Source organism: Chloroflexota bacterium, from assembly GCA_009840355.1.
Lineage (GTDB): Bacteria > Chloroflexota > Dehalococcoidia > Lucifugimonadales > JADFKI01 > Bin90.
In genome coordinates, this window is record VXNZ01000047.1 from 20,204 (window position 1) to 41,351 (window position 21,148).

Consider the following 21,148-nt stretch of genomic DNA (forward strand, 5'->3'; position numbering starts at 1 on the left):
TAGTTGTTCACCATGCAGTTTTCGTTGTGGTATGATTGTTGCGGCGCGGTCTATTCCGCATTGGGCTGACTCGCCAAGGCTGAATCGCCGCGAAATCTGAATCATCGAGAAAAGGACGGCTGTTCCCAAGCATCCTTCAACGATGTATTGAACAATTTTAGTAAATATATAGAAAACTGTGCCCGCTAAGGTCTGTTATGTTCAAGCGGGTTGTGGTATTGTTCATACTTGAGCAATGAAACTCAAAAGCAAGGAGGAAAGACTCTTAGCATGTCTATGTCTAAGCTTCTGATTACACTCGGTCTCATACTCTTGATGACTACGCCCATCGCGGTCGCGCACGCAGACGCGCATCCATACAGCGGCTCTGGCACTGCCGTTGTATCGGACGCTGGCGCAATGAGCGATAAGGTCACATTCTCTATGTCCGGAGTCACAAGGCTCGAATCCGGAATGGCGTACGAAGGCTGGCTGGTCAACAGCGACTCCGATGACAAGGTCAGCACCGGCGTTATGACCGTACTGCCTGACGGCAGCATCAGCCATTCTTGGACTGATCCGGATGGCGGAAACATACTCGCCATGTACGATACCGTGGCGATTACGGTTGAGACGGTGCCGGATGACGACCCCGGCCCATCTGCAACTATGGCATTCGCCAATACGCTTCCAAGCAATTTGCTTGGCCCCGTTCGCGAACTTGTCGTAGGCGAGCAGGCGGTGGCATATATGCTACAGACGCAGGTTGGCGCGGCGATGAGCAAGATTAGCGACGCGCAGGCCGCCGACGACCTGGATGCTCTTCACGCCTCTACCCAAGAAGCGGTGGACATAATCGACGCCGATGACGGCGTCATCGCGCTGGCAGCGAAGACCACGGAACTCGGTTCGATTGTGTATCAAGCCGCAGTTGATGCCGTTGTCAAAGATGCTTGCGAGTGTGTAACGATGTCCGGGGAAAATATACAGAGTTGGGCTGCGTCAGCCAAGGAAGATGCCGCTGCGGTTATGGCAGAGGATGACCTTGATACCGCCAAGGTCCTGCTAAACATAGTTAACGGCAAGCTGATGGCAGCGGCGGACGGGATTGAAGCCTCCGACATGGGCGGCGCAAGCGACGCATACATGAGCGCGCAGCGCATGGCGACATTCACACTGCCGCCGCCTACCCCCGCAGCAGCCCCCTCAGTTGGCGACAACTATGTGCCGACCACGATGCATCTGATGCTCTTCGCAGCGCTGATGCTCCTAGCCACCGGCGGTGCCCTGCTCTACAGGGAGCGCAGGCTCGGTGCAAGGGCATAACCTAAGGCAGGCTAATCGCCCCACCGTTATCCGGGCATCCGCCCAGAGGCGGTACGCAAGACACAATAGGTGTCAACAAGAGAGACTCCATCCGCATAAGTGGATGGAGTCTCTCGCGCGTTCGCTTTGTGCCGTCAAAGGTGGTGTGTATGATTCGCAATGCCAAATTGCCGATGGTAGCGTGTGCCGATTAAGGACGGTATCAACGGCGACAGCATACACCCTAAGTCTATGAAAATGCACAACATCAAGAGGCCAAAGCCCACCCTCGTTCTAAGCATTATGCCGCTGCTGCTGGCGACAGCATTGTTCTCGCAGGCATGCGGCAGCGCGTCTGCGCCTGCGACGCCCACGCCAATAAATCCGCAGGCGATACTAGACGACTGCGGTCGCACGATGGCAGCGCTAAAATCGTATCGATTTCACATCGAACATGAAGGCGGCAGCACTCCGTTGAATCAGGGGATGTCGCTCACGGAGGCGAGCGGGGAAGTCGCTGTGCCGGACAATCTCGCCCTCGATTTCACTGGCGCGGCGGGCAACTTCGCCGTCAAGGGCAGACTCATCGCCATCGGAGAGGATGTGTATATGACCAATCCGCTGACCGGCGAGTGGCACGCGGCGGCGGCCGCGCTCAGTCCGCTGAAGTTTTTCGCGCCGTCGCAGGGCATCGCGGAGATACTGTCGCAAGTGCGAAACCCTACGCTCATATCGCACGACGACGGCGTATTCCGCATCGGCGGCGCACTGCCCGCATCGGCGCTCGCGCCGCTGTTCGGCGAAACAAAACCCCAAAGCAGCGTCGATGTAACGCTGACAATCGACAAGGCGCATCTGCACCTCACGCGCGCCGAACTGCAAGGCATCATCACGCCGACCGAACCCGCCGGCATCAAGCGCGCCATCACGCTGTCTAACTTCAACGAGCCGACGGGCATAGAAGCGCCGGTGGGTTGATAGTGCAATCACGCGCCATGAACATAGAGATTAGCTTCTCGCAGACAAGCAAATTGCGCCATCCTAACCTTACTACTGAGGGTGAAGGGACATTTCGTAACTCGACCCAGTGGCAGTATGTACAATAGGCACGTAATCACTTGGGATAGTTAGCACAGGACTGTCATGTTGGTTAGGATGGCGCATTGAACACGGATTTGTCGCGCGGTAGGGCTTATCTCGCGCTGGCGGTGGTGGGCGCCGGGGTGTTTGTGGCGGCGGACGACCAGACGGTCGTTGTCACTGTCCTGCCACAGATGATGCTCGACCTCAACCTGACGGTTGTCGAGCTGGACCACACTTCTTGGATTATCACCGGATACCTGCTCGGATATGTAGCGGCGATGCCGTTCATCGGCAGGCTGTCGGACATCTGGGGGCATCGTAGCACGTTCGTGGCATCGCTGCTGCTGTTCGTGATTGGGTCGGCGGGCGTTGCGCTGGCGACCGACATCAACTGGCTCATCGGACTGCGCGTGTTTCAGGCGCTGGGAGCGGGCGCGCTCGTGCCAATCGCAATCGCAATCGTCGGCGACCTGTTCCCGCCGGACAAGCGCGGCGCGCCACTTGGACTGGTCGGCGCGTCAGCCGAGGCAGGCGGCGTCATTGGACCGCTCTGGGGCGGCGCCATCACCAAGTTTTTCGCGTGGCAGTGGGTATTCTGGCTGAATATCCCGCTCTGCGCCGTCATCATTGCAGGCACGCTAATCCTGCTGCCGAAAAGCCCGCGACATCCGGCAAGGTTTGACTACATCGGCGGCGCACTCGTAACGACGAGCCTTGCCGCGCTAACACTCGCATTGGCGCGAATCGACGAACTCGACGCGCTGATGGTGTTGTGGTTTGCGCTGGCTGCGGTCTCGCTAGGACTGTTCGTGCTGAGGCAGAGTACGGCGACGGACCCGCTGTTGCCGCGAGCGATGTTCCGCGTGCGCGCGTTCGTCGCGGCGAACGCGGCGCACCTGTTCGTCGGCGGCGCACTGATAATCGGCATGGTAACCTTGCCGTTGATGGCAAACACGCTGCTGGGCGAATCGCCGTTGGGCGGCGGGCTGATGCTGCTGAGAATGACGGCGGCGATACCGGCTGGCGCGGTGCTGGGCGGCATCGCGTGCCAGCGATACGACTACCGCCTGCCAACCGCACTGGGACTGATGCTTGCGGCGCTGGGCTTCTGGTTGATGAGCGGATGGGACTTGGACATCGCGGACCCATGGCTGACCGTGCATCTGGCAACTGCGGGATTCGGCTTTGGGCTACTCATCGCGCCCATCGCGTTGGCGGCAACGAACTCCGTCTCCGACGATGTGCGCGGCGCGGCGGCGGCGCTGATAACCACGATGCGCGTAGTTGGGATGACGCTCGGAGTCGCCGCGCTGACGGCGTGGGGAACGGGCAGATTCGACGACCTGGTGAAGGGCGTCGGCGCGCCTTTCGCGCTACCCGGCGAGACGGCGCAACAAGCGCAAGCGCGAATCGGCGAAATACAGCAGCAGCTCACGGACGCAGGCTTGACGCTGTTCAGCGATTTCTTCGTAGTGGCGGCTGCGCTGTGTGTTGTCGCGCTGGCGCCGGCGGCGTTTATGGGGTGGCGGGGGAGAACGGGCAAGATGAAAGGCATTGGCAAGGCAAAACGCCGTTACTGCCAATAATGCCGCTCTACCTTCGAGACTGACTCGTGAGATTTTCGCGCGGTTTCCGAGTTACGCTTCGGGCTTGGGGGTCGTAGAACTTTCCGCGCACACTGCCGGTCCAAGCAGTCTGCTCAGGAATATCGCTGGTATCGATATCCTCGTCGGACATAGCGTCGATTTGTCGCATAGCCTCTAACTCGACCTCGGACATTTCATCAGTGTTATATTTCTTCTTCATACAGTCTTCTCTCATACCTAGTCGCTTTCCTTGCACTGATGATTCGACCGGGAACTTCGTCTGAGGGAGCGGTGTGTATGACAATCAGTATATGGTGCCGCACCCGTCCAATGGTCTTCCATCGTTCCTCAGTTTCATTGTCGTCTTCAGTCGTGCTGTGTAGCGGGTCTTGGAACACACGAATTGCGAGTTCAAAGGGGATTTTGTGCTTGCGAATGTTTACGCGTGCTTTGTCATCATCCTAGTCCCAAAACAATGGTGATACCTCAAGGTGGAACGGTAATCTATCAGCGCATCATATCATGAATCCGACCTACTAGGGCTGGGCATAATTGCGAACTCACATGACCTGCTATAATCCGCCGTAATTCGACTTGGCTTAACGCGCAATTGCGAAGGGGGATTTATGGGTTGGTCTATTCATCATCCGGTCGGGCTGATTCACTATACGCCGGCGGCTTGCTATACGGGCTACACGCTGTTTTCCACCACGCACGGAGGCAAGAACACATACCTCATCGATATGGCGGGCAATCTCGTCCACCGCTGGCAATTGGACGAGGGCATAGCCTATGCGTACCTGCTGGACAACGGCAATCTGCTATGCCGCGTCGCCCGTCCGAGAGACGCCGGCGGCGTGGAGACTTTGGGCGGGTCGGCGGCGGCAATCGTGGAATTGGACTGGGACAGCAACATCGTCTGGGCGTACCGCGACCCGATGCTGCACCACGACTTCGAGCGCATGCCGAACGGCAACACGCTGCTGCTGCTGTGGGAGGCACTCCCTAAAGAACTCGAAGCGCAGGTGAAGGGCGGTTTCGATGTCGATTTCGCGCCGGGCATGCTGGGCGATGTCGTGCGCGAGGTTACGCCCGACGGCGAGACCGTATCAGAGTGGCACTCTTGGGAATACTTGGATGTTAACGAAGATATAATAAGCCCGCTTAGCCCGCGCCGCGAGTGGACGCATGCCAACTGTGTGAACCTCACGCCCGACGGCGATATGCTGGTGAGCTTTCGCCTGACCAGCACGGTGGGCATCGTAGATAGGGCAAGCGGCGAGTACAAGTGGAAGTGGGGCCCGGGCGAAATATACCACCAGCATCATCCGACTTGGGTGGACGGTGGGCGCGTGCTGCTCTTCGACAACGGAGCGCAGAGGCCGGGCGTGAACTACTCGCGCGTAATAGAAGTGGACCCGGCGACGAATGAAATCCACTGGGAATATCGGGGCGCGCCGGCAATATCGTTCTACAGCTACAACATTAGCGGCGCGGATCGACTACCTAACGGCAACACGCTTATCTGCGAAGGTGCGCCGGGGCGTTTCTTCGAGGTTACGCAGCGCGGCGAAATCGTCTGGGAGTACATCAACCCACACTTCGTTTACGGCAGAATGACGGGCGGCGACGGTATGGAAAACTCGAACGCCGCATTCCGCTGCCACCGCTACAGCGCGGACCATCCGGCGCTCATCGGGCGAGATCTGGATCCGGGGCGATATGTGAATACGAATAGGTTGATGGCGCGGGGCTCGGGGTAATTCAGTCGGTCAGTCTTTCAGTCTGTCAGTGAATGCTGTCCAGAGATGGCTTTGCATGTTCGGGATAGGTGTTGTGCAAGGGTTTGCCCCATTCCTAACCTTATGCCATGTTGTGGGACGGTTATCCAATCGAGACGATTTCACAAATCCTTAATGTTGTCATTCCGAACGCAGTGAGGAATCTGAAGTCGTCACATGCAAATCTGTTTCCGACTCTAGATTTCTCGCTTCGCTCGAAATGACAAGGATGAATTGCAAATGACAGGAGTAAATTGCATTTGTGAAATAGTCTTTCCGATCTGCCTGAATTGGACTAGCAATTGGACATGGTGATAAACTTTACGGTAGCGGGCTATTCACCACTGCCTTGCCCCTATGCGTCAATGAGAGTGGACGGTGTCGGTTGTACCTTATCCCTGTGCTGGAAGGTTAGGTTAGGGCAAGGTGTCCAAGTAGCGCACGCAGCACAAGACATTCACCTTCAGAGAATTACATACATATGACAAGCAACACATTAGGAGGCTTTTCATGGCGGAATACGCGCATCCTGAATCACTAGTTAGCACGGAATGGGTCGCTGAGCACGGCGGCGATGATGGCGTTCGGCTCGTTGAGGTCGATGTGGACACAAGCGCTTACGACCAAGGGCATATCGAAGGCGCAATTGGCTGGGATTGGACGGAGCAGCTGCAGGACACGCTCAGCCGCGATATTATTTCTAAGTCGGACATGGAGGAGTTGCTCGGCGGCTCCGGCATCAGCAACGCCACGACGGTCGTCCTCTACGGCGACAACAACAACTGGTTCGCGGCGTGGGCGTTCTGGCAGATGCGGCTGTATGGGCACGAAAATGTCAAGCTGATGAACGGCGGCCGCGTCAAGTGGGAATCGGAAGGTCGCCCACTCACGACCGATGTTCCCTCCCCCGAGTCGGTCAGATACATGGCGGCAGAGGCGGACAACGACATCCGAGCATTCCGCGAGGATGTGCTGAATGCCGCAAGCAGCGGCAGCGCCTACTTCGTCGATGTGCGCGCGCCGGAAGAGTTCAGCGGCGAGTTGCTCGCGCCGGCGGCACTGCCACAGGAAGGCTCACAGCGCGGCGGGCATATCCCCGGCGCGGCAAATGTGCCTTGGGCAACGGCGGTCGCTCCGGACGGCAGCTTCAAGTCTGCGGACGAGCTCATTGACATCTACGGCGGCAGCGTGGACAACTCCAAGCCCACCATCGCCTACTGCCGCATCGGCGAGCGATCTTCGCACACTTGGTTCGTGCTGACGCAGCTGCTGGGGCTGGACAATGTGTCCAACTACGACGGTTCTTGGACCGAGTACGGCAGTATCGTGCGCGCGCCAATCGAGCGATAGGCGATAGGTCGTTCAGTTCGTCAGTCGATCAGTCTGTCAGACTTGGGATATAGTGGGGCGTCCCTGTTAAGCGCCGGGACGTCCCTTTTTTTAACCCAATGTTAAGTTATGGGCTTGACTTTTCATGAGGGCTGATATACAATTCTCCCATACTAAGAACAGGGAGATAGATATGAACCTCGTGCAAGTCTTTCACCGCTTTCCCACTCAAGAAGCCTGCATTGAGCACCTCGAAAAGGTACGCTGGAATGATAACCCATCCTGCCCGCTATGCCAATCCGAGAATGTGGCGCGCAAGGCTGATGGGGAGCGGATAGGACGCTGGAATTGCCATGAGTGCAAGTCCAGTTTCAATGTCCTATCCGGCACGATATTCCAGCAGACGAGACAGCCGTTGCAGAAATGGTTTCTCGGTATATCGTTGATACTGAACGCCAAGAAAAGCCTCTCAGCGCACCAGTTGGCGCGAGACCTCGACCTAACGGTGCCCACGGCGTGGCGCATGGCTCACCAGATACGCAAGGCAATGAATGACAGCGATGCCGAGATGTTGAGCGGCATTGTGGAAGCAGACGAGGCGTATATCGGCGGGAAGCCTCGCAAGCACAATCACCGCGACAAGAACAATCCCCCCCCCGCAAAGCGCGGTCGTGGAACTCGCAAACTCCCCATAATTGGCGCGGTTGAGCGCGGCGGTCGTGTAGTAGCCAAGCCGTCCATTAGTGTCAACATGTCGGCTCTCACCGACTTCTTGAGTCGGAATGTCGAGCCTGAAGCACTGCTAATCACAGACGAATATGGCGGCTACAATGCGATGCACAAGCGCATGCGCCACGCCACTATTGACCATTCAGTGCGCTACGCCGATGGGATTGTTCATACGAACACCATCGAAGGCTTCTGGTCAAATCTCAAGCGGGCATGGTATGGACAGCATCACCACTATTCCCGCAAGTTCGCTCCCGCCTATGTCATTGAGGCTTGCTACAAGTACAACATCCGCAAGTCCACTGACGCCTTCGGCTCGTTCCTTCGGTCGGCGGTGCTGGCATGAACAAACTCTATTACGGCGATTGCCTCACCATCATGATGGAAATGCCCTCAGCAAGCGTTGATCTGATATACCTAGACCCGCCGTTCAACTCAAATCGTCAGTACAACGCAATCTACAAGGATGAAACAGGGCGACAGCTCCCTGACCAGATAGAGGCGTTCTGCGATATGTGGGAGCTGGACGCCGAGCGCGATCGCGCTATCCGAGCCATGCCTGTCTTGATGCGCGACGCAGGGATTGACGATGCGATAGCCGAGTTCTGGAAGCTCTGGATGCGCGCCTTGCGCGACACACAACCGCGTCTGCTTGCCTACCTGTCCTATATGGCGCAACGCCTACTGGTGATGCACAGGCTCTTGAAGCCGACAGGGAGTATCTACCTTCATTGCGACCCAACGGCAAGCCATTACATCAAGGCTCTCATGGACGCCGTATTCGGGCATGCGAACTTTCGTAATGAAATTATTTGGCGGCGTACTTCGGCTCACAACAACGCAAAAGGGTATGGGAATGTCACAGATACCATTCTCTATTATCATCGCACAGAACATGCCATATGGAATCCAATTTATGGGCAAGAGTATTCCGAAGCGCAGTTGTCGAGATATAGAGCAGACGAAAATGGACGCCTCTATCGGGGTGACGACTTAACGGCTCCTGGTTCGAGCCGTATGTTTGAATGGCGAGGGACTACTCCCCGCACGAGGGGATGGGGGCATTCAGTTGAGGCCCTCGAGCAACTTTGGGGGGAGGGACGGATTTTACTGAAGCGCGACGGTACGCCCCGATTGGATGGGCATAAGAGGTATCTTGATGAAATGCCAGGTCCACCAGTACAAAATCTTTGGACGGATATTCCACGCATTGGGAACACATCTGGGGAGAGGATGGGTTATGCTACCCAGAAACCCCTCGCCTTATTGGAGCGCATCATTTCCGCGTCCAGCAACCCCGGCGATGTTGTACTTGACCCATTCTGTGGCTGCGCTACTACGCTGGAGGCAGCGCACAGCCTCGACAGAAGGTGGATAGGTATAGACATAGCGATTCACGCGGTCAAGCGCGTTGCGCGTATCAGGCTGAATGAGCGGCTGGGACTGGTGGAGGGTCAGGACTTTGAAATCGAAGGCGTGCCGCGCAATGTCGAGGGCGCGAAAGACCTTTGGCAGAAAGACCCCTATCATTTCCAGAAATGGGCGGTGGAACAGGTGGAGGGCTTCGTGACAACTCGCCGCGCGGCGGATGGTGGAGTCGATGGGCGGCTGTACTTTGCCGTTCCCCACGCTCAGGACTTGCAAAGCATGGTGATAGAGGTCAAGGGCGGTAAGAATGTCAGCATTCGAGACCTACGCGCATTGAAAGGTGTCCTGGATTATGACGATGGGCTAATGGCGGGCTTGATTATCATGGAGCCTCTGGGCAAAATCAAGGCACGGAACTTTGAGCGATTCTCAGCAGACGCCGGAACGCTGGATATACTGGGGATAGAGTATCCGCGCATGCAGATACTGACGGTGGAAGAGATATTCGAGGGTAAGCGATTCGCTACGCCGACAGTGGCGGGCAGGCATACGCTCGAACCGAGAATGCCGGGTATCCCCGCTGTGGGAGTTTAAGCCCATAATTTAACATTGCGTTTTTTAATGGGCGGAGAGATTATGACACAGGAAGACCTACGACACCTATTTCGCGCGGTAGGCGATGGCAGCGGACTTAGCCACTCCAATACATACCACGAAGAGGAACTCGCGCTCGCGTTTCGCAATCGAGGGATGCCTCTTGAAGGACTGCGCTACGACATCACGCCCACAGGCATGCACTACCTGCTGATACATTTCGACATCCCGGCTGCGGACGCAGATTCGTGGCAACTGGACATAAGCGGGTTGGTATCGAACGCTACCAGCCTGAGCATGGCGGACATTCGGCAACGACCGCGCGTTACGATGCCTGTTACGATGGAGTGCGCGGGCAACGGCAGAGCGCGGCTGAATCCCCGTCCCGTCAGCCAGCCATGGCTGCTTGAAGCCATCGGCACGGCGGAGTGGGCAGGCACACCGTTGCGCGGCATACTCGAAGACGCGGGCGTGGATTCGAGCGCGGTGGAGCTAGTGTTCACGGGCAGCGACGAGGGCGTGCAGGGCGGCGAGGCGCAACTCTACCAGCGCAGCCTGACCGTCAAGGAGGCGATGCGCGACGAGGTGATGCTCGCCTACGAGATGAACGGCGCGCCGCTCGAACCACAGCACGGCTACCCGCTGCGGCTGATTGTGCCGGGCTGGTACGGTATGACCAGCGTCAAGTGGCTTAACAACATCGAGGCTGTCGCGGAGCCGTTCACCGGATACCAGATGGACCAGACATACCGCTACAAAACTTCGCCCGACGACCCAGGCGAGCCGGTGAGCACGATGCGAGTGCGCGCGCTGATGATTCCGCCGGGCATACCCGACTTCATGACACGCACGCGCCTGATGGACGCAGGCTCGGTCGCGCTGTCTGGCAAGGCGTGGGCAGGCAGGCTTGAAGTTACGCAGGTTGAAGTCAGCGTGGATGACGGCATGAGTTGGCAGCAGGCAACACTTGGCGAGCAGGTCGGGCAATTCGCGTGGCGCAACTGGTCGTTCGACTGGGACGCGAAGCCCGGAAGGCACTATCTATCCGTGCGCGCCACCGACGAACAGGGCAATGTGCAGCCAATCGCACAGCCTTGGACGCTGCAAGGCATGGGCAACAACCTAGTACAGCGCGTAGAGGTCATCGTTCGCTAAATCTATTACCCATTCACCGCATGCCAGACACTTGTGAATCGGCACAATCGAAAACAGGAGGGCGCAATGACCACGCTTTTGACCAAGCGGCGCTTCAGCGTAAAAGAGTTCATCAAGATGGTGGACGCCGGGATATTAACCAAGTATGACCGCGTGGAGCTTGTGGATGGGGAGTTTATCGAGATGGCGCCTATCGGAGACTATCATGCGGGCTGCGTGGATGAGCTTACTCACACTTTTGTCAGAACTGCGCCTGAAGGTGTGCGTGTTCGAGTGCAGGGGCCTTTACAGGTTGATTCACTCACGGAGTTCGAGCCGGACTTGGCGGTTCTGCGTCCGCGCCACGACAACTACACAACCTCGCGCCCCACTCCGCCGGATATTTTGCTGGTCATTGAAGTCTCCGACAGCACGATCGCGTATGACAGGAATGTGAAGATTCCAAAGTACGCGCAGGCGGGCGTTCCCGAAGTGTGGCAAGTCAACCTACAGCACGACCTCGTAGATTCCTACAGCGACCCGGACACCGACACCGGCAGATACCGCAATGTGCGCCGTTTCCTGCGCGGGCAGACAATAACACCAACTCTGCTGCCCAACGCCACGCTCAATGTTAGCGACATCCTGATGAGCCAGGTTTAGGAGAAGACTAAATCCTACCTATCCTATCCTGTCCTATCCATCATCCTGCCCACCCTGTCCATCGATGTCAGTTAACCGTCGGATAGCATCACTAACAGGTCTTCTTCGGTTAGGATGGCGACTTCTAGGCGTTCGGCGTCGGCTAGTTTGGAGCCGCCGCCTTCGCCCGCCACAAGGTAATCGGTGTTCTTGCTGACACTGCCGCTGACCGCGCCGCCGTATTGCTTTATCAGGTCTTGCACTTGCGAGCGGCTGTATTGTTCCAGCCTGCCGGTTACCACGAAGCGCATGCCCGCGAACGGCTGCTCGGTCGGCACAGTGCGCGCTTCGTCCTCGAGTCGCACGCCGGCGGTTCGCAGCTTCTCCACGACACTGCGATTTGCCTCATTGCGGAAGTATGACACCACGCTATCGGCGATGCGCGGTCCTATGCTGTCAATGGCGATCAGCGCCTCTTCGTCCGCCGCCATAAGATTGTCGATGGTGGTGAACGAGCGCGCCAGCAGTTCCGCAACCTCGCCGCCGACATGCCGTATCCCCAGCGCGACCAGAACGCGCGCGAGCGGACGCTCCTTGCTCTCATCGATTGCGCCGAGCAAGTTCGACACGCTCTTCTGCCGCAGCGTTTCGGGCTGCAGCAGGTGTTTCCTGTTCACATAGAACAAGTCCGATTGCACGCCTATCAACCCGTTGCCCAAGAAGTATGAACCTAGTTCGGTAAAGTTCTGACTGAAGCGCAAGTCGGAGAAATGTGTGAACATTGCCTTCGCGGTACGCGCGCTCACGCCCTTGATTTCGCCTATTTCCGGTTCGCTTGCCGTGGACAGCGCGCTCATATCTGCAAAGCGTTCAGCGATGATGCCTGCCGACTTCTTGCCCACCGTCGGGATGCGGCTGCTTGCCAACGCATCCGCAAACGGCTTGTCCTTGGCGGCTTCGATGACATCCAGCAGGTTCAGCCGCGCCAGATGCTCGCGGTTCAGATAGTACAGGTCTGCGACATCTCGAATCAGCCCTTGCCGAATCAGGTATTCGCCCCACTTGATGCCCATGCCCTCGATATCCATCGCAGAGCGGCTGACGAAGTGTTCCAGCAAGCGCACGAGCTGCGCAGGGCAGGAAGCGTTGACGCAGTAGGACATGGCGTCGTCTTCCGGCCTGACTACGGGTTCGCCGCAACTTGGGCAAGACGAAGGCATGCGAAAAGTGCGCCTGCCTTCATAACGTCGTCTGATAGGAAATCTGGCGCGACGCTTACGCCGGAGCCTTCCTGTCTGGTCATAGAGATAGGCAGGTTTGCGTATGAGCCTACTGAACAGCCTGTCGGTTCGCTTGCGCTCTTTTGTTATGACGCTGACGACCTGCGGGATAACCTCACCCGCCCGTTCCACCACAACCCAATCGCCTATCATCAGGTCTTTGGCGCGGATGTAGTCTTCGTTGTGGAGCGTCGCCTGCCGGACGGTCGCGCCGGCGATGTTGACGGGCTGCAAGACGGCGTACGGGTTCATGCTGCCCGTCCTGCCCACATTCACTCGGATGTCCAGCAGGCGCGTAATCTCTTGCACGGCGGGGAACTTGTACGCGACCGCCCAGCGCGGCTCTCTGCCTACCACACCCAGGTGCCGTTGATACGCGAGGTCGTCCACCTTCACTACCACGCCGTCCGCGGCGACATCAATGTCTTTTTCCACACGGTCCACCCAATGCCGGTAGAACGCGATCGCCTCTTGGGGCGAGTGGGCGCGGCGACTGTCGTCGCTGACCTTGAAACCCAGTCCTTTGAGATACTGCAGCATTTCCCAATGCGTGGCAGGCACATCGCCGCCTTCTGCATATCCAAGCGAGTAGATATAGATGTCGAGCGGACGCGCTGCCGTATTGCGCGGATCGAGTTGGCGCAGCGAGCCTGCCGCCGTGTTGCGCGGGTTGGCGTATGTTTGTTCGCCCTTGGCGGCGCGCTCTTCGTTGAACTTGGCGAACAACGACTTGGGGAAATACACTTCGCCGCGTACTTCGAGACGCCGTGGGATGGGTACGCCGTCATCGCGGGGCAGCAGACGCAGCGGGATGGATTTGATGGTGCGCAGATTGCCGGTTACATCCTCGCCGACAGTGCCGTTGCCGCGAGTCGCGCCGCGCACGAACACGCCGTCTTCGTATGTCAGCGCGACCGCAAGCCCGTCGTACTTCAGCTCGCAGACCATAGCGAACGGCTCGCCTTCGAGCAGGTCGGAGACGCGCTTGTGCCACGCCATAAACTCTTCGTCGTCAAACGCGTTGCCGAGGCTGTGCATTTGGCGCGGATGCTCCACCTGCTCGAACCCATCCGCCGGCGGTGCGCCAACCCGCTGCGTGGGCGAATCGGCGGTTATCAGATCCGGATTGTCGGCTTCGATAGCGCGGAGTTCGCGCATCAGCGCATCATACTCCGCATCGCTGACTTCCGGACTGTCGAGCACATAGTAGCGGTAGTTGTGGTGGTTCAGCGCAGCACGCAGCGCCTCGATGCGATGGGCGATGGTGTGGGAAGATGCGGCGTTGGCAATTGTGTTGCCATCGTCTGCACTATCGGACGCGCTATTGGAAAATAGAGTGGGCATTTCGGTGATCGTCATGAGTTTTCACCAGAATGGACGGAATATACGGAATATAATGATAATGGAATGTGGGGTTGGCTCTAAATTAGCGTAATTTTGGCGAATAGACTATCTATGGCTATGACTTGCCTTGATACTTTGAAATGCGGACGCTAGCTTATTGTCCCCGCCCTACTCTTCCCCCAAGGGGAAGGGACTTACTCCATCTATTAACTACTCTTTGAACAGATACTACTCCGATGCTAACACGAAAGGCGGCGTGGCGTTCAAGCGCTGTTGGGGTTGTGTGGTTGTGGATTAGGATTCCGCACAGAAAAGTGGACGCGCATTAGCAGGGTAGATATACTTTACGGAGAATCTGATTTGAGGTATGACATTTTGCCCGAGTCGAATGAGTATAAGGATTTCATCGCACAGTATCCTCCGCTGCTGGCGATTGGAAATACGCCGTTGGTCAAGGTCGATGCCGATTTCGACATCGGCGACGCGGAGATTTATGTGAAGTACGAGCACCTGAATCCGGGCGGTTCTATCAAGGACAGACCCGTGCTGCGTATGCTGGTCGAGGCGATTCTCGCGGGCGAGCTGACGAAGGACAAGTCCATCATCGACGCTACTTCGGGCAACGCGGGCATCGCCTACGCGATGATTGGCGCGGTGCTGGGCTACGGCGTTACGCTGGTGATGCCGGAGAACGCGAGCGAAGAGCGCAAGAAGCGGCTCATTGCGCACGGTGCGGAGATTATCTACACCGATCCGATGCTCGGGTACGACGAGGCGCTGTACGAGGTGAAGCGGCGCTACGAGCAGTCGCCGGAGTCGTACTATTACAGCGACCAGTACAGCAACCAGAATAACCCGCAAGCGCACTACGACACGACGGCGGAGGAGATCCTGCGACAGATGCCGGATGTTACGCATTTTGTCGGCGGTGTGGGCACGGGCGGCACGATTTCGGGCGTCGGGCGTCGGCTCAAGGAGCATAATCCGGACATCAAGGTCATCAGCATCGATCCGCCGGAATGGCCCGGCGTCGAAGGGCTGAAGCCGCTTAGCGCGGGGCACATCATCCCGGACACCTTCGATTCGTCAGTCGTGGACGAGATGCTGGTCATAGATGTGGACGCGTCGTACGCGATGTCACGGCGGCTGTCGGCTGTCGGCTTGTTCGCAGGGCAATCGTCCGGCGCGTATGTGCAAGGCGCGCACGAAATAGCGCAGCGAGAACGCGCCGGCCGCATCGTAACCGTCTTCAACGACATAGGCGAACGCTACTTCAGCACGGGTATGTGGGGGTAAGAGACTAAAATGACATCACGCCGACGGCACTGGGTCGTAGTGCGATAAGATCCTGCCGTTGACCAGCACTATGCCGTCTTCACAGCAGCTTTCTACGCGGCCGCCGTCGTATTGTTCGTAGTACAGGTTCGCGTAGAGACCGTCGTTTTCTAGCAGTTCGTCGTGCGTGCCTTGTTCCACGATGCGGCCGTCTTCCACCGAGAATATCACATCTGCCGACAGTATCGTGGACAGCCTGTGCGCTATCGCGATTGTGGTGCGCCCCTTCATCAACGGTTCTAGAGCCGCCTGTACATACCGCTCGCTCGCAGTGTCCAGCGCCGATGTTGCCTCGTCCAGTATCAATATGCGCGGGTCGTGCAGTATAACCCGCGCAATGGACAGCCGCTGCCGTTCGCCACCGGACAGCCGGTATCCACGTTCGCCCACGACGGTGTCGTAGCCGTCCGGGAACTCCAGTATGCGGTCGTGGATGAACGCCGCTTTTGCCGCGGCTATCATCTGCTCTTCGCTCGCGTCCGGCGCGCCGTACAGCAGGTTTTCGCGCAGTGTCGCGTGGAATAAGTAGCTCTCCTGCGACACATAGCCTATCAGCCGAGCAAGCGATTCCAGCCGTATGTCGCGCACATCGATGTCGTCTATCTTCACCGCGCCTTCGGTAACATCGTACAGACGCGGTATCAGGTATGAAATGGTCGTCTTGCCGGAGCCGCTCGGTCCCACGAGCGCCGCAAGCTGTCCCGCCTCGATCTGCATATTCACGCCGTCCAGCGCGTATCGTCGCGCGCCGCTCACCGATGCACCGCCGCCGGATATGCCGATCGCAGATGCGCCGTTCGATTTGCCATCTACACCCGCGCCGTTCCGCGAATGACCATTTACAGAACTGCCATCGCCAACCACATCGCCGTTCGCCGATAATCCTGCCGATACACCTGCTGATGTGCCCGCGATGCGCTCTTCCGCCGACAGTCCGTACATCAGCCGCACATTCTCGAGCGTAATCTTGCCCGCGACATCCTCGGGGGCGAGCGTTACGGCGTCATCGGCGTCCACGATTTCCGGCTCTATGTCCAAGTAGCCGAATATGCGCTCGAACAGCGCCATGGATCCCTGAAGTTCGACCGACACTTGCAGCAGACTGCCTATTGGCCAGAACAGCCGCGATTGCAGCGTGGTGAACGCGACTATCGTGCCTGCGGACAGCCCTTGCGCCGCGTCGCCGCTCAACAGATAACCCGCGATGAGGTATATCAGCACCGGCGTAAGCGAGAAGAATATCTGCACAAGCGCGAAGAACGATCGTCCAGTCATCTGCTGCCGCAGCGTCAGGACGGCGAGATGTTCGTTTTCGTGGTGGAAGCGCTCGATTTCGCGCTCTTGCCTGCCGAACAGCTTGGACAGCATCATGCCGGATATGGACAGCGTTTCCTGCGTAATGGCGGTTACTTCTGCGGACGCTTGCTGCGTTTGCGCCGCCGCCACGCGCCGCCTTGCGCCCACGAACTTGGATATGAGCGCGAAGATTGGCACGGAGCACATGGAAACGACCGTGAGTTCCCACGACAGCACGAACATCGCCACGAGCGTGCTGATGAATATGACGATGTTGGACAGCACGTTGGACACGGTGCCGGACACGACATTCTGCACGCCGCCGACATCGTTCGCCACCCGCGACTGAATCTCGCCGGTGCGCGTGTCCGTGAAGAATGAGATGGAGAGTGTTTGCAGGTGTTCGTAGAGTCTATCGCGCAGGTCGCGCATCACGCGCTGCCCAACTTCGTTCGTGAGGTAGGTCTGCACGATGCCGAGCGCGCCGGTCACCACGGTAATGCCCGCCATAACGCCCACGATTATCCACAGCAGATTGAGATCCGGCATGCCGGACGGCGGGAACAGCGCCGAGTCGAACACGACGCGGATGAGGATAGGGTTGACCACGCCCAGCCCGGCGGTGATAAGAATCAGCGCGCCCACGACCGACACTTTGAACCAGTACGGCTTGAACGCGCCCAGAATACGCCGCCCCAGCCCACGCTTAGCGGTGTCTCCGATGGTGTTCACCTTGCTATCTTGCATAAGCACACCCCAGCCTACGGCTCCCAGCTATGGCTCAACGATAACGCGTCCCCGATGCTCCAGTATAGCGGAAAATCTGCGGGAGGTATCAATTACCGTGTCAGCCTGACTTGCCCGCAAGCATAGCGCGAGAGATTAACATCGATGGACAGAACATGCAGGATAGGCAGGATAGGCTAGGGCTTGGCGTCTAAGTGGGCTTGGAGCATTATTGCGGCGGCGGCGGCGTCCGTGGTGCCTCGGTCGCGCGCGCGGTCGGCGGCGGTGATACCCGCTTGCGCCAGCATTCTTTCTGCTTGCACGGACGATAGGCGCTCGTCGATGCGCGTTATGAGGATTTTGGCGCGCGCTGCTAGTTCGTCTGCGAAGTCTAGCGTGATGCGCGTCTGCGCTCCGATGCGGCCGGACATCAGGTACGGTATGCCGACCAGAATCTCTTCGGCGGCATGCTCGTCCGCGAGCGCCAGTATGGCGTCAATCGCGGCGGCGATGTCCGGCGTGCGCCGTTCGATGGTCGTGAGCGGTGATGCGAGCATTCCCAGCGGGTCGCTGAGCGCCACGCCTATGCGCTTATCGCCTACATCCAGCGCCATTACTCTCATGAGCAACTCACTTGGATAAAGGGGATGGACAGGATATTTCCATCATGTTTATCCCGTCCATCCATGTTAGTTTCCTGTCTTCTGGCGCACTAGGTCGGTTGCGCCGTCAATCGCGGCGGCGAGCTTGTCCGCGTTGCGGCCACCTGCCTGTGCCATGTCGGGGCGTCCGCCGCCGCCGCCGCCGATAATCCTGCCGAGCTCACGCGCATACTCGCGGGCGTCCGCGCCGTCATCAACCAAATCTCGCGTGATGCCTACGCTGATTGTCGGGCGGTCGTTTACCACCGCGCCCAGCACGACGATACCACTGCCCATCTTGTCGCGCAGCCAGTCGCTTATCTCGCGCATGCCGTCTGAGCTGGATACTTCCGTCCGCGCCGCGAGCAACGAAACGCCGTTGATGTCCTGCTTCGTGTCGAGCAGAATCGCCGCCGCTTGGAGCGTGTTTTGTCGTTCTAACGTTTGGAGCTGCCGTCGAAGTTCGTCGTTTTCGTCTTGGATACGCTGCACGGCGCCGCCGAGTTCGGGCGGGGTAGTATTCAGCGATACTGCGAGATTGTTCTCGCGGTTGAATCGCTCCCAGACCAGCCGTTCAGCCGCCCTGCCGCTTACTGCTTCGAGGCGGCGCATTCCGGCGCCGATGCTGGATTCGCCGAGAATATAGACGCATCCGACCTCGCCGGTGTGCTGCACATGCGTGCCGCCGCAGACCTCGAAGCTGAATGTGTCGCCGTTGGCGATTTCTATCAGGCGCACACGCTCACCGTAGCGGTCGCCGAAGAACGCCAAAGCGCCGCGCTGTATCGCCGCCGAGTATGTGTCTTCGTCGCGATGGATGCCCGCGTTTTGCCGAATCTGCTCGTTGACCAGATGCTGCACCTGCCAAAGTTCGTCGTCCGTGACCGGCTGCACGTGCGAGAAGTCGAAGCGCAGTCTGTCCGGGGCGACCAGGGAACCTGCCTGCCGTACATGCGCGCCCAGGACATCACGCAACGCGGCATGCAGCATGTGCGTCGCAGTGTGGTTGCGCGTAATGTCTTCGCGGCGCACGGGATCGACATCGGCTTGCACTGTGTCGCCCAAGCGCACAACGCCATCGGCTACCTTGCCGAAGTGCATAATGACATCGGGCATCACTGCCTGCGTATCATGCACTGCGATTCTGCCGTCCGGCGCGGTGAGTGTGCCGGCGTCGCCCACTTGCCCGCCGCCTTCCGCGTAGAATGGCGTCTGCACCAGTAGAACCTCGACATCCTGCCCTACGGTCGCCTCGCTGACTACTTCGTCGTCCGCAATAAGCCCGACGATGGGCGATGACGCGCTGATTTGCTCATAGCCGAGGAACTGCGTTGCGCCGACGCCCAGACTTTCGTACACGCGGATTTTCGCGCGGGAATCGCCGAACTGAGCGGACGCTCTGCCGCGCTCCCGCTGCGCTTCCATCTCACGCTCGAAGCCTTCCGAATCGACTTCAACGCCCTGCTCGGAAGCGATTTCGCGTGTCATTTCAACAGGGAAGCCGTAGGTATCCCATAGGCGGAACATCATCGCGCCGTCGAGCGTTTCCACATCTTCGAGCGCATCGGTCAGCATGTTGTAGCCGTTCTGGAACGCCTGCTGGAAGCGCTCTTCTTCGAGTCGCAGCACTGTCAGGATGAACTCGCGGTTGTTGACCAGTTCGGGATAGACATGCCCCATTTTTTCGATGGTGGCGTCTGCAATGTCGCCAAGGAAGTTGCCTTCGATGCCGAGCCTGCGGGCATATCGGATGGCGCGGCGGATGACGCGGCGCAGCACATATCCGCGGCCTTCGTTGCCCGGCACAACGCCGTCGGCAATGAGGAAGGTTACGCTGCGTCCGTGTTCGGCGACGACGCGGATGGCGTATGTGTCGTCAAGGTTGTCGTAGCGCCTGCCGCTGACGCGCTCTACCGCACCGATAATGGGAGTAAACAGGTCGGTTTCGTAGGCGGTGTCCACATTTTGCAGGATGCGCACGAGGCGCTCGAAGCCCATGCCGGTGTCCACGCTGGGCGCGGGCAGGTTGGTGCGCGTGCCGTCGAGGTGGTGGTAGTACTGCATAAACACGAGGTTCCACAGCTCGACATATCTGTCGCAGACTACGCCGTTGGACATGACGTTCGTGCAATTGGGTTTGCAGTCGGATTGTCGGCAGCCGCGCTGTGCGCCGAAGTCGAAGTGCAGTTCGCTGCACGGTCCGCAGGGTCCCTCGTCGCCGGCGGGTCCCCACCAGTTTTCGTCGTCGCCGTAGCTATAGATGCGGTCGGAGGGGATGCCTTTGGCTTCCCACAGCCCGCGCGTTTCTTCGTCGGTCTCGTGGATGGCGGCGGCGAATTTGTTGAGCGGTATGCCGTAACCTTCGGTCATCAGCTCGACCGCGAAATCGACGGCGTTCGTTTTGAAGTAGTCTCCGAAGCTGAAGTTGCCGAGCATCTCGAACAGAGTGTTATGCGTGGCGTCGCCGACTTCTTCGATGTCGGGCGTGCGGAAGCACTTCTGCGAAGTGGTGGCGCGCTTGCTGGGGGGCACCGCCTCGCCGGTGAAGTAGGGCTTGAACTGCACCATACCCGCGGTGGTGAGCAGCAGCGTAGGGTCGCCGACCGGAATCAGCGACGAACTCGCCTGTCTGCTGTGCCCGTTCGCCTCGAAGTAGCTGAGGAACTTTTCTCGTATTTCGTCGCCGCTCATGGAATCTGGCATAGGTGTACCCCGAATGAAAGGATGGCTGTCCGCCCGCTGCCTGTATACAGTCTGGCTAGATGCTATGCTACCTGCATACGGGACGGAGAAAACCGAATAGTCCGATAATTTTAGCATGCTTGGGCGATGGGTAGTATGGATGAGATGGATGTCAACGGGGATTCTAATGTCCCTATTCATTACAAAGAATAAAATCAATGAATCAGATAAATGTAGTGTGTATTCATCATCACTCTTATGATACTGTTGTTTTGCAAGATTGATTAGATCAATTGAACCGATTACGTTGACAT

The 21,148-nt window shown here is 58.2% G+C and carries 15 protein-coding genes and 1 pseudogene; 10 read left to right on the plus strand and 6 right to left on the minus strand.

Translation table 11 applies throughout. The features are described 5' to 3' along the window. The first annotated feature begins 270 nt into the window (after window positions 1–270). The 3 genes from F4X57_12515 to F4X57_12525 all read left to right on the plus strand — a co-directional run bounded on the left by F4X57_12515 (window position 271) and on the right by F4X57_12525 (window position 3,953). Window positions 271–1,305 carry an anti-sigma factor gene (locus F4X57_12515; GenBank protein ID MYC07973.1) on the plus strand — a complete coding sequence of 345 codons (1,035 nt, stop codon included), beginning with the start codon at window positions 271–273 and terminating at the stop codon, window positions 1,303–1,305. A gap of 183 nt (window positions 1,306–1,488) precedes the next feature. Then, window positions 1,489–2,262: an LppX_LprAFG lipoprotein gene (locus tag F4X57_12520; GenBank protein MYC07974.1), complete on the plus strand. Its 774-nt coding sequence runs from the start codon at window positions 1,489–1,491 to the stop codon at window positions 2,260–2,262. A 185-nt stretch (window positions 2,263–2,447) separates the two neighbouring features. Further along, the gene (locus tag F4X57_12525; protein ID MYC07975.1) at window positions 2,448–3,953 is read left to right on the plus strand and encodes an MFS transporter; all 1,506 of its coding nucleotides are present in this window, start codon (window positions 2,448–2,450) and stop codon (window positions 3,951–3,953) included. A 7-nt stretch (window positions 3,954–3,960) separates the two neighbouring features. Here F4X57_12525 and F4X57_12530 read toward each other — a convergent pair whose 3' ends face one another. Together F4X57_12530 and F4X57_12535 are read right to left on the minus strand one after the other, a co-directional pair. After that, window positions 3,961–4,173: a hypothetical protein gene (locus F4X57_12530; GenBank protein MYC07976.1), complete on the minus strand. Its 213-nt coding sequence runs from the start codon at window positions 4,171–4,173 to the stop codon at window positions 3,961–3,963. Beyond that, a pseudogene (locus tag F4X57_12535) lies at window positions 4,157–4,429 on the minus strand (BrnT family toxin). The gene F4X57_12530 and the pseudogene F4X57_12535 overlap by 17 nt, the downstream one beginning before the upstream one ends. A gap of 150 nt (window positions 4,430–4,579) precedes the next feature. Here F4X57_12535 and F4X57_12540 point away from each other — a divergent pair. From F4X57_12540 to F4X57_12565, 6 genes are all read left to right on the plus strand, one after another. After that, window positions 4,580–5,716 carry an aryl sulfotransferase gene (locus F4X57_12540; GenBank protein ID MYC07977.1) on the plus strand — a complete coding sequence of 379 codons (1,137 nt, stop codon included), beginning with the start codon at window positions 4,580–4,582 and terminating at the stop codon, window positions 5,714–5,716. 528 nt (window positions 5,717–6,244) lie between these two features. Then, window positions 6,245–7,084 carry a sulfurtransferase gene (locus F4X57_12545; protein ID MYC07978.1) on the plus strand — a complete coding sequence of 280 codons (840 nt, stop codon included), beginning with the start codon at window positions 6,245–6,247 and terminating at the stop codon, window positions 7,082–7,084. 124 nt (window positions 7,085–7,208) lie between these two features. After that, window positions 7,209–8,138: an IS1595 family transposase gene (locus F4X57_12550; protein ID MYC07979.1), complete on the plus strand. Its 930-nt coding sequence runs from the start codon at window positions 7,209–7,211 to the stop codon at window positions 8,136–8,138. Beyond that, window positions 8,135–9,754 (plus strand): site-specific DNA-methyltransferase, encoded by a 1,620-nt coding sequence (locus F4X57_12555; protein ID MYC07980.1) that lies wholly within the window; start codon window positions 8,135–8,137, stop codon window positions 9,752–9,754. The genes F4X57_12550 and F4X57_12555 overlap by 4 nt, the downstream gene beginning before the upstream one ends. A gap of 42 nt (window positions 9,755–9,796) precedes the next feature. Then, window positions 9,797–10,909: a sulfite oxidase gene (locus tag F4X57_12560; GenBank protein MYC07981.1), complete on the plus strand. Its 1,113-nt coding sequence runs from the start codon at window positions 9,797–9,799 to the stop codon at window positions 10,907–10,909. Between the two features lie 66 nt (window positions 10,910–10,975). Further along, window positions 10,976–11,551: a Uma2 family endonuclease gene (locus F4X57_12565; GenBank protein ID MYC07982.1), complete on the plus strand. Its 576-nt coding sequence runs from the start codon at window positions 10,976–10,978 to the stop codon at window positions 11,549–11,551. Window positions 11,552–11,622: 71 nt separating this feature from the next. Here the strand turns inward: F4X57_12565 and ligA are convergent, their stop codons facing one another. After that, window positions 11,623–14,169: an NAD-dependent DNA ligase LigA gene (ligA, locus tag F4X57_12570; GenBank protein MYC07983.1), complete on the minus strand. Its 2,547-nt coding sequence runs from the start codon at window positions 14,167–14,169 to the stop codon at window positions 11,623–11,625. Window positions 14,170–14,559: 390 nt separating this feature from the next. Between ligA and F4X57_12575 the strand changes: the two genes are divergently transcribed. Then, window positions 14,560–15,450, plus strand: coding sequence for a cysteine synthase family protein (locus F4X57_12575; protein ID MYC07984.1), 891 nt, complete (start codon window positions 14,560–14,562; stop codon window positions 15,448–15,450). A 15-nt stretch (window positions 15,451–15,465) separates the two neighbouring features. Here F4X57_12575 and F4X57_12580 read toward each other — a convergent pair whose 3' ends face one another. The 3 genes from F4X57_12580 to alaS all read right to left on the minus strand — a co-directional run bounded on the left by F4X57_12580 (window position 15,466) and on the right by alaS (window position 21,035). Continuing rightward, window positions 15,466–17,532, minus strand: a complete 2,067-nt coding sequence (locus tag F4X57_12580; protein ID MYC07985.1) for an ABC transporter ATP-binding protein — start codon at window positions 17,530–17,532, stop codon at window positions 15,466–15,468. A 176-nt stretch (window positions 17,533–17,708) separates the two neighbouring features. After that, on the minus strand, window positions 17,709–18,134 hold the full coding sequence (ruvX, locus tag F4X57_12585; GenBank protein ID MYC07986.1) for a Holliday junction resolvase RuvX: 426 nt from the start codon (window positions 18,132–18,134) through the stop codon (window positions 17,709–17,711). Between the two features lie 66 nt (window positions 18,135–18,200). Continuing rightward, window positions 18,201–21,035 (minus strand): alanine--tRNA ligase, encoded by a 2,835-nt coding sequence (gene alaS / locus F4X57_12590; protein ID MYC07987.1) that lies wholly within the window; start codon window positions 21,033–21,035, stop codon window positions 18,201–18,203. Window positions 21,036–21,148: the final 113 nt, after the last annotated feature.

Bases quoted from the DNA above. Each gene is read 5' to 3' on its own strand.
- F4X57_12515 (MYC07973.1), top strand. From the start codon at position 271: ATGTCTATGTCTAAGCTTCTGATTACACTCGGTCTCATACTCTTGATG.
- F4X57_12530 (MYC07976.1), bottom strand. From the start codon at position 4,173: ATGAAGAAGAAATATAACACTGATGAAATGTCCGAGGTCGAGTTAGAG.
- F4X57_12540 (MYC07977.1), top strand. From the start codon at position 4,580: ATGGGTTGGTCTATTCATCATCCGGTCGGGCTGATTCACTATACGCCG.
- F4X57_12545 (MYC07978.1), top strand. From the start codon at position 6,245: ATGGCGGAATACGCGCATCCTGAATCACTAGTTAGCACGGAATGGGTC.
- F4X57_12550 (MYC07979.1), top strand. From the start codon at position 7,209: ATGAGGGCTGATATACAATTCTCCCATACTAAGAACAGGGAGATAGAT.
- F4X57_12555 (MYC07980.1), top strand. From the start codon at position 8,135: ATGAACAAACTCTATTACGGCGATTGCCTCACCATCATGATGGAAATG.
- F4X57_12560 (MYC07981.1), top strand. From the start codon at position 9,797: ATGACACAGGAAGACCTACGACACCTATTTCGCGCGGTAGGCGATGGC.
- F4X57_12565 (MYC07982.1), top strand. From the start codon at position 10,976: ATGACCACGCTTTTGACCAAGCGGCGCTTCAGCGTAAAAGAGTTCATC.
- ligA (MYC07983.1), bottom strand. From the start codon at position 14,169: ATGACGATCACCGAAATGCCCACTCTATTTTCCAATAGCGCGTCCGAT.
- F4X57_12580 (MYC07985.1), bottom strand. From the start codon at position 17,532: ATGCAAGATAGCAAGGTGAACACCATCGGAGACACCGCTAAGCGTGGG.
- ruvX (MYC07986.1), bottom strand. From the start codon at position 18,134: ATGAGAGTAATGGCGCTGGATGTAGGCGATAAGCGCATAGGCGTGGCG.
- alaS (MYC07987.1), bottom strand. From the start codon at position 21,035: ATGAATAGGGACATTAGAATCCCCGTTGACATCCATCTCATCCATACT.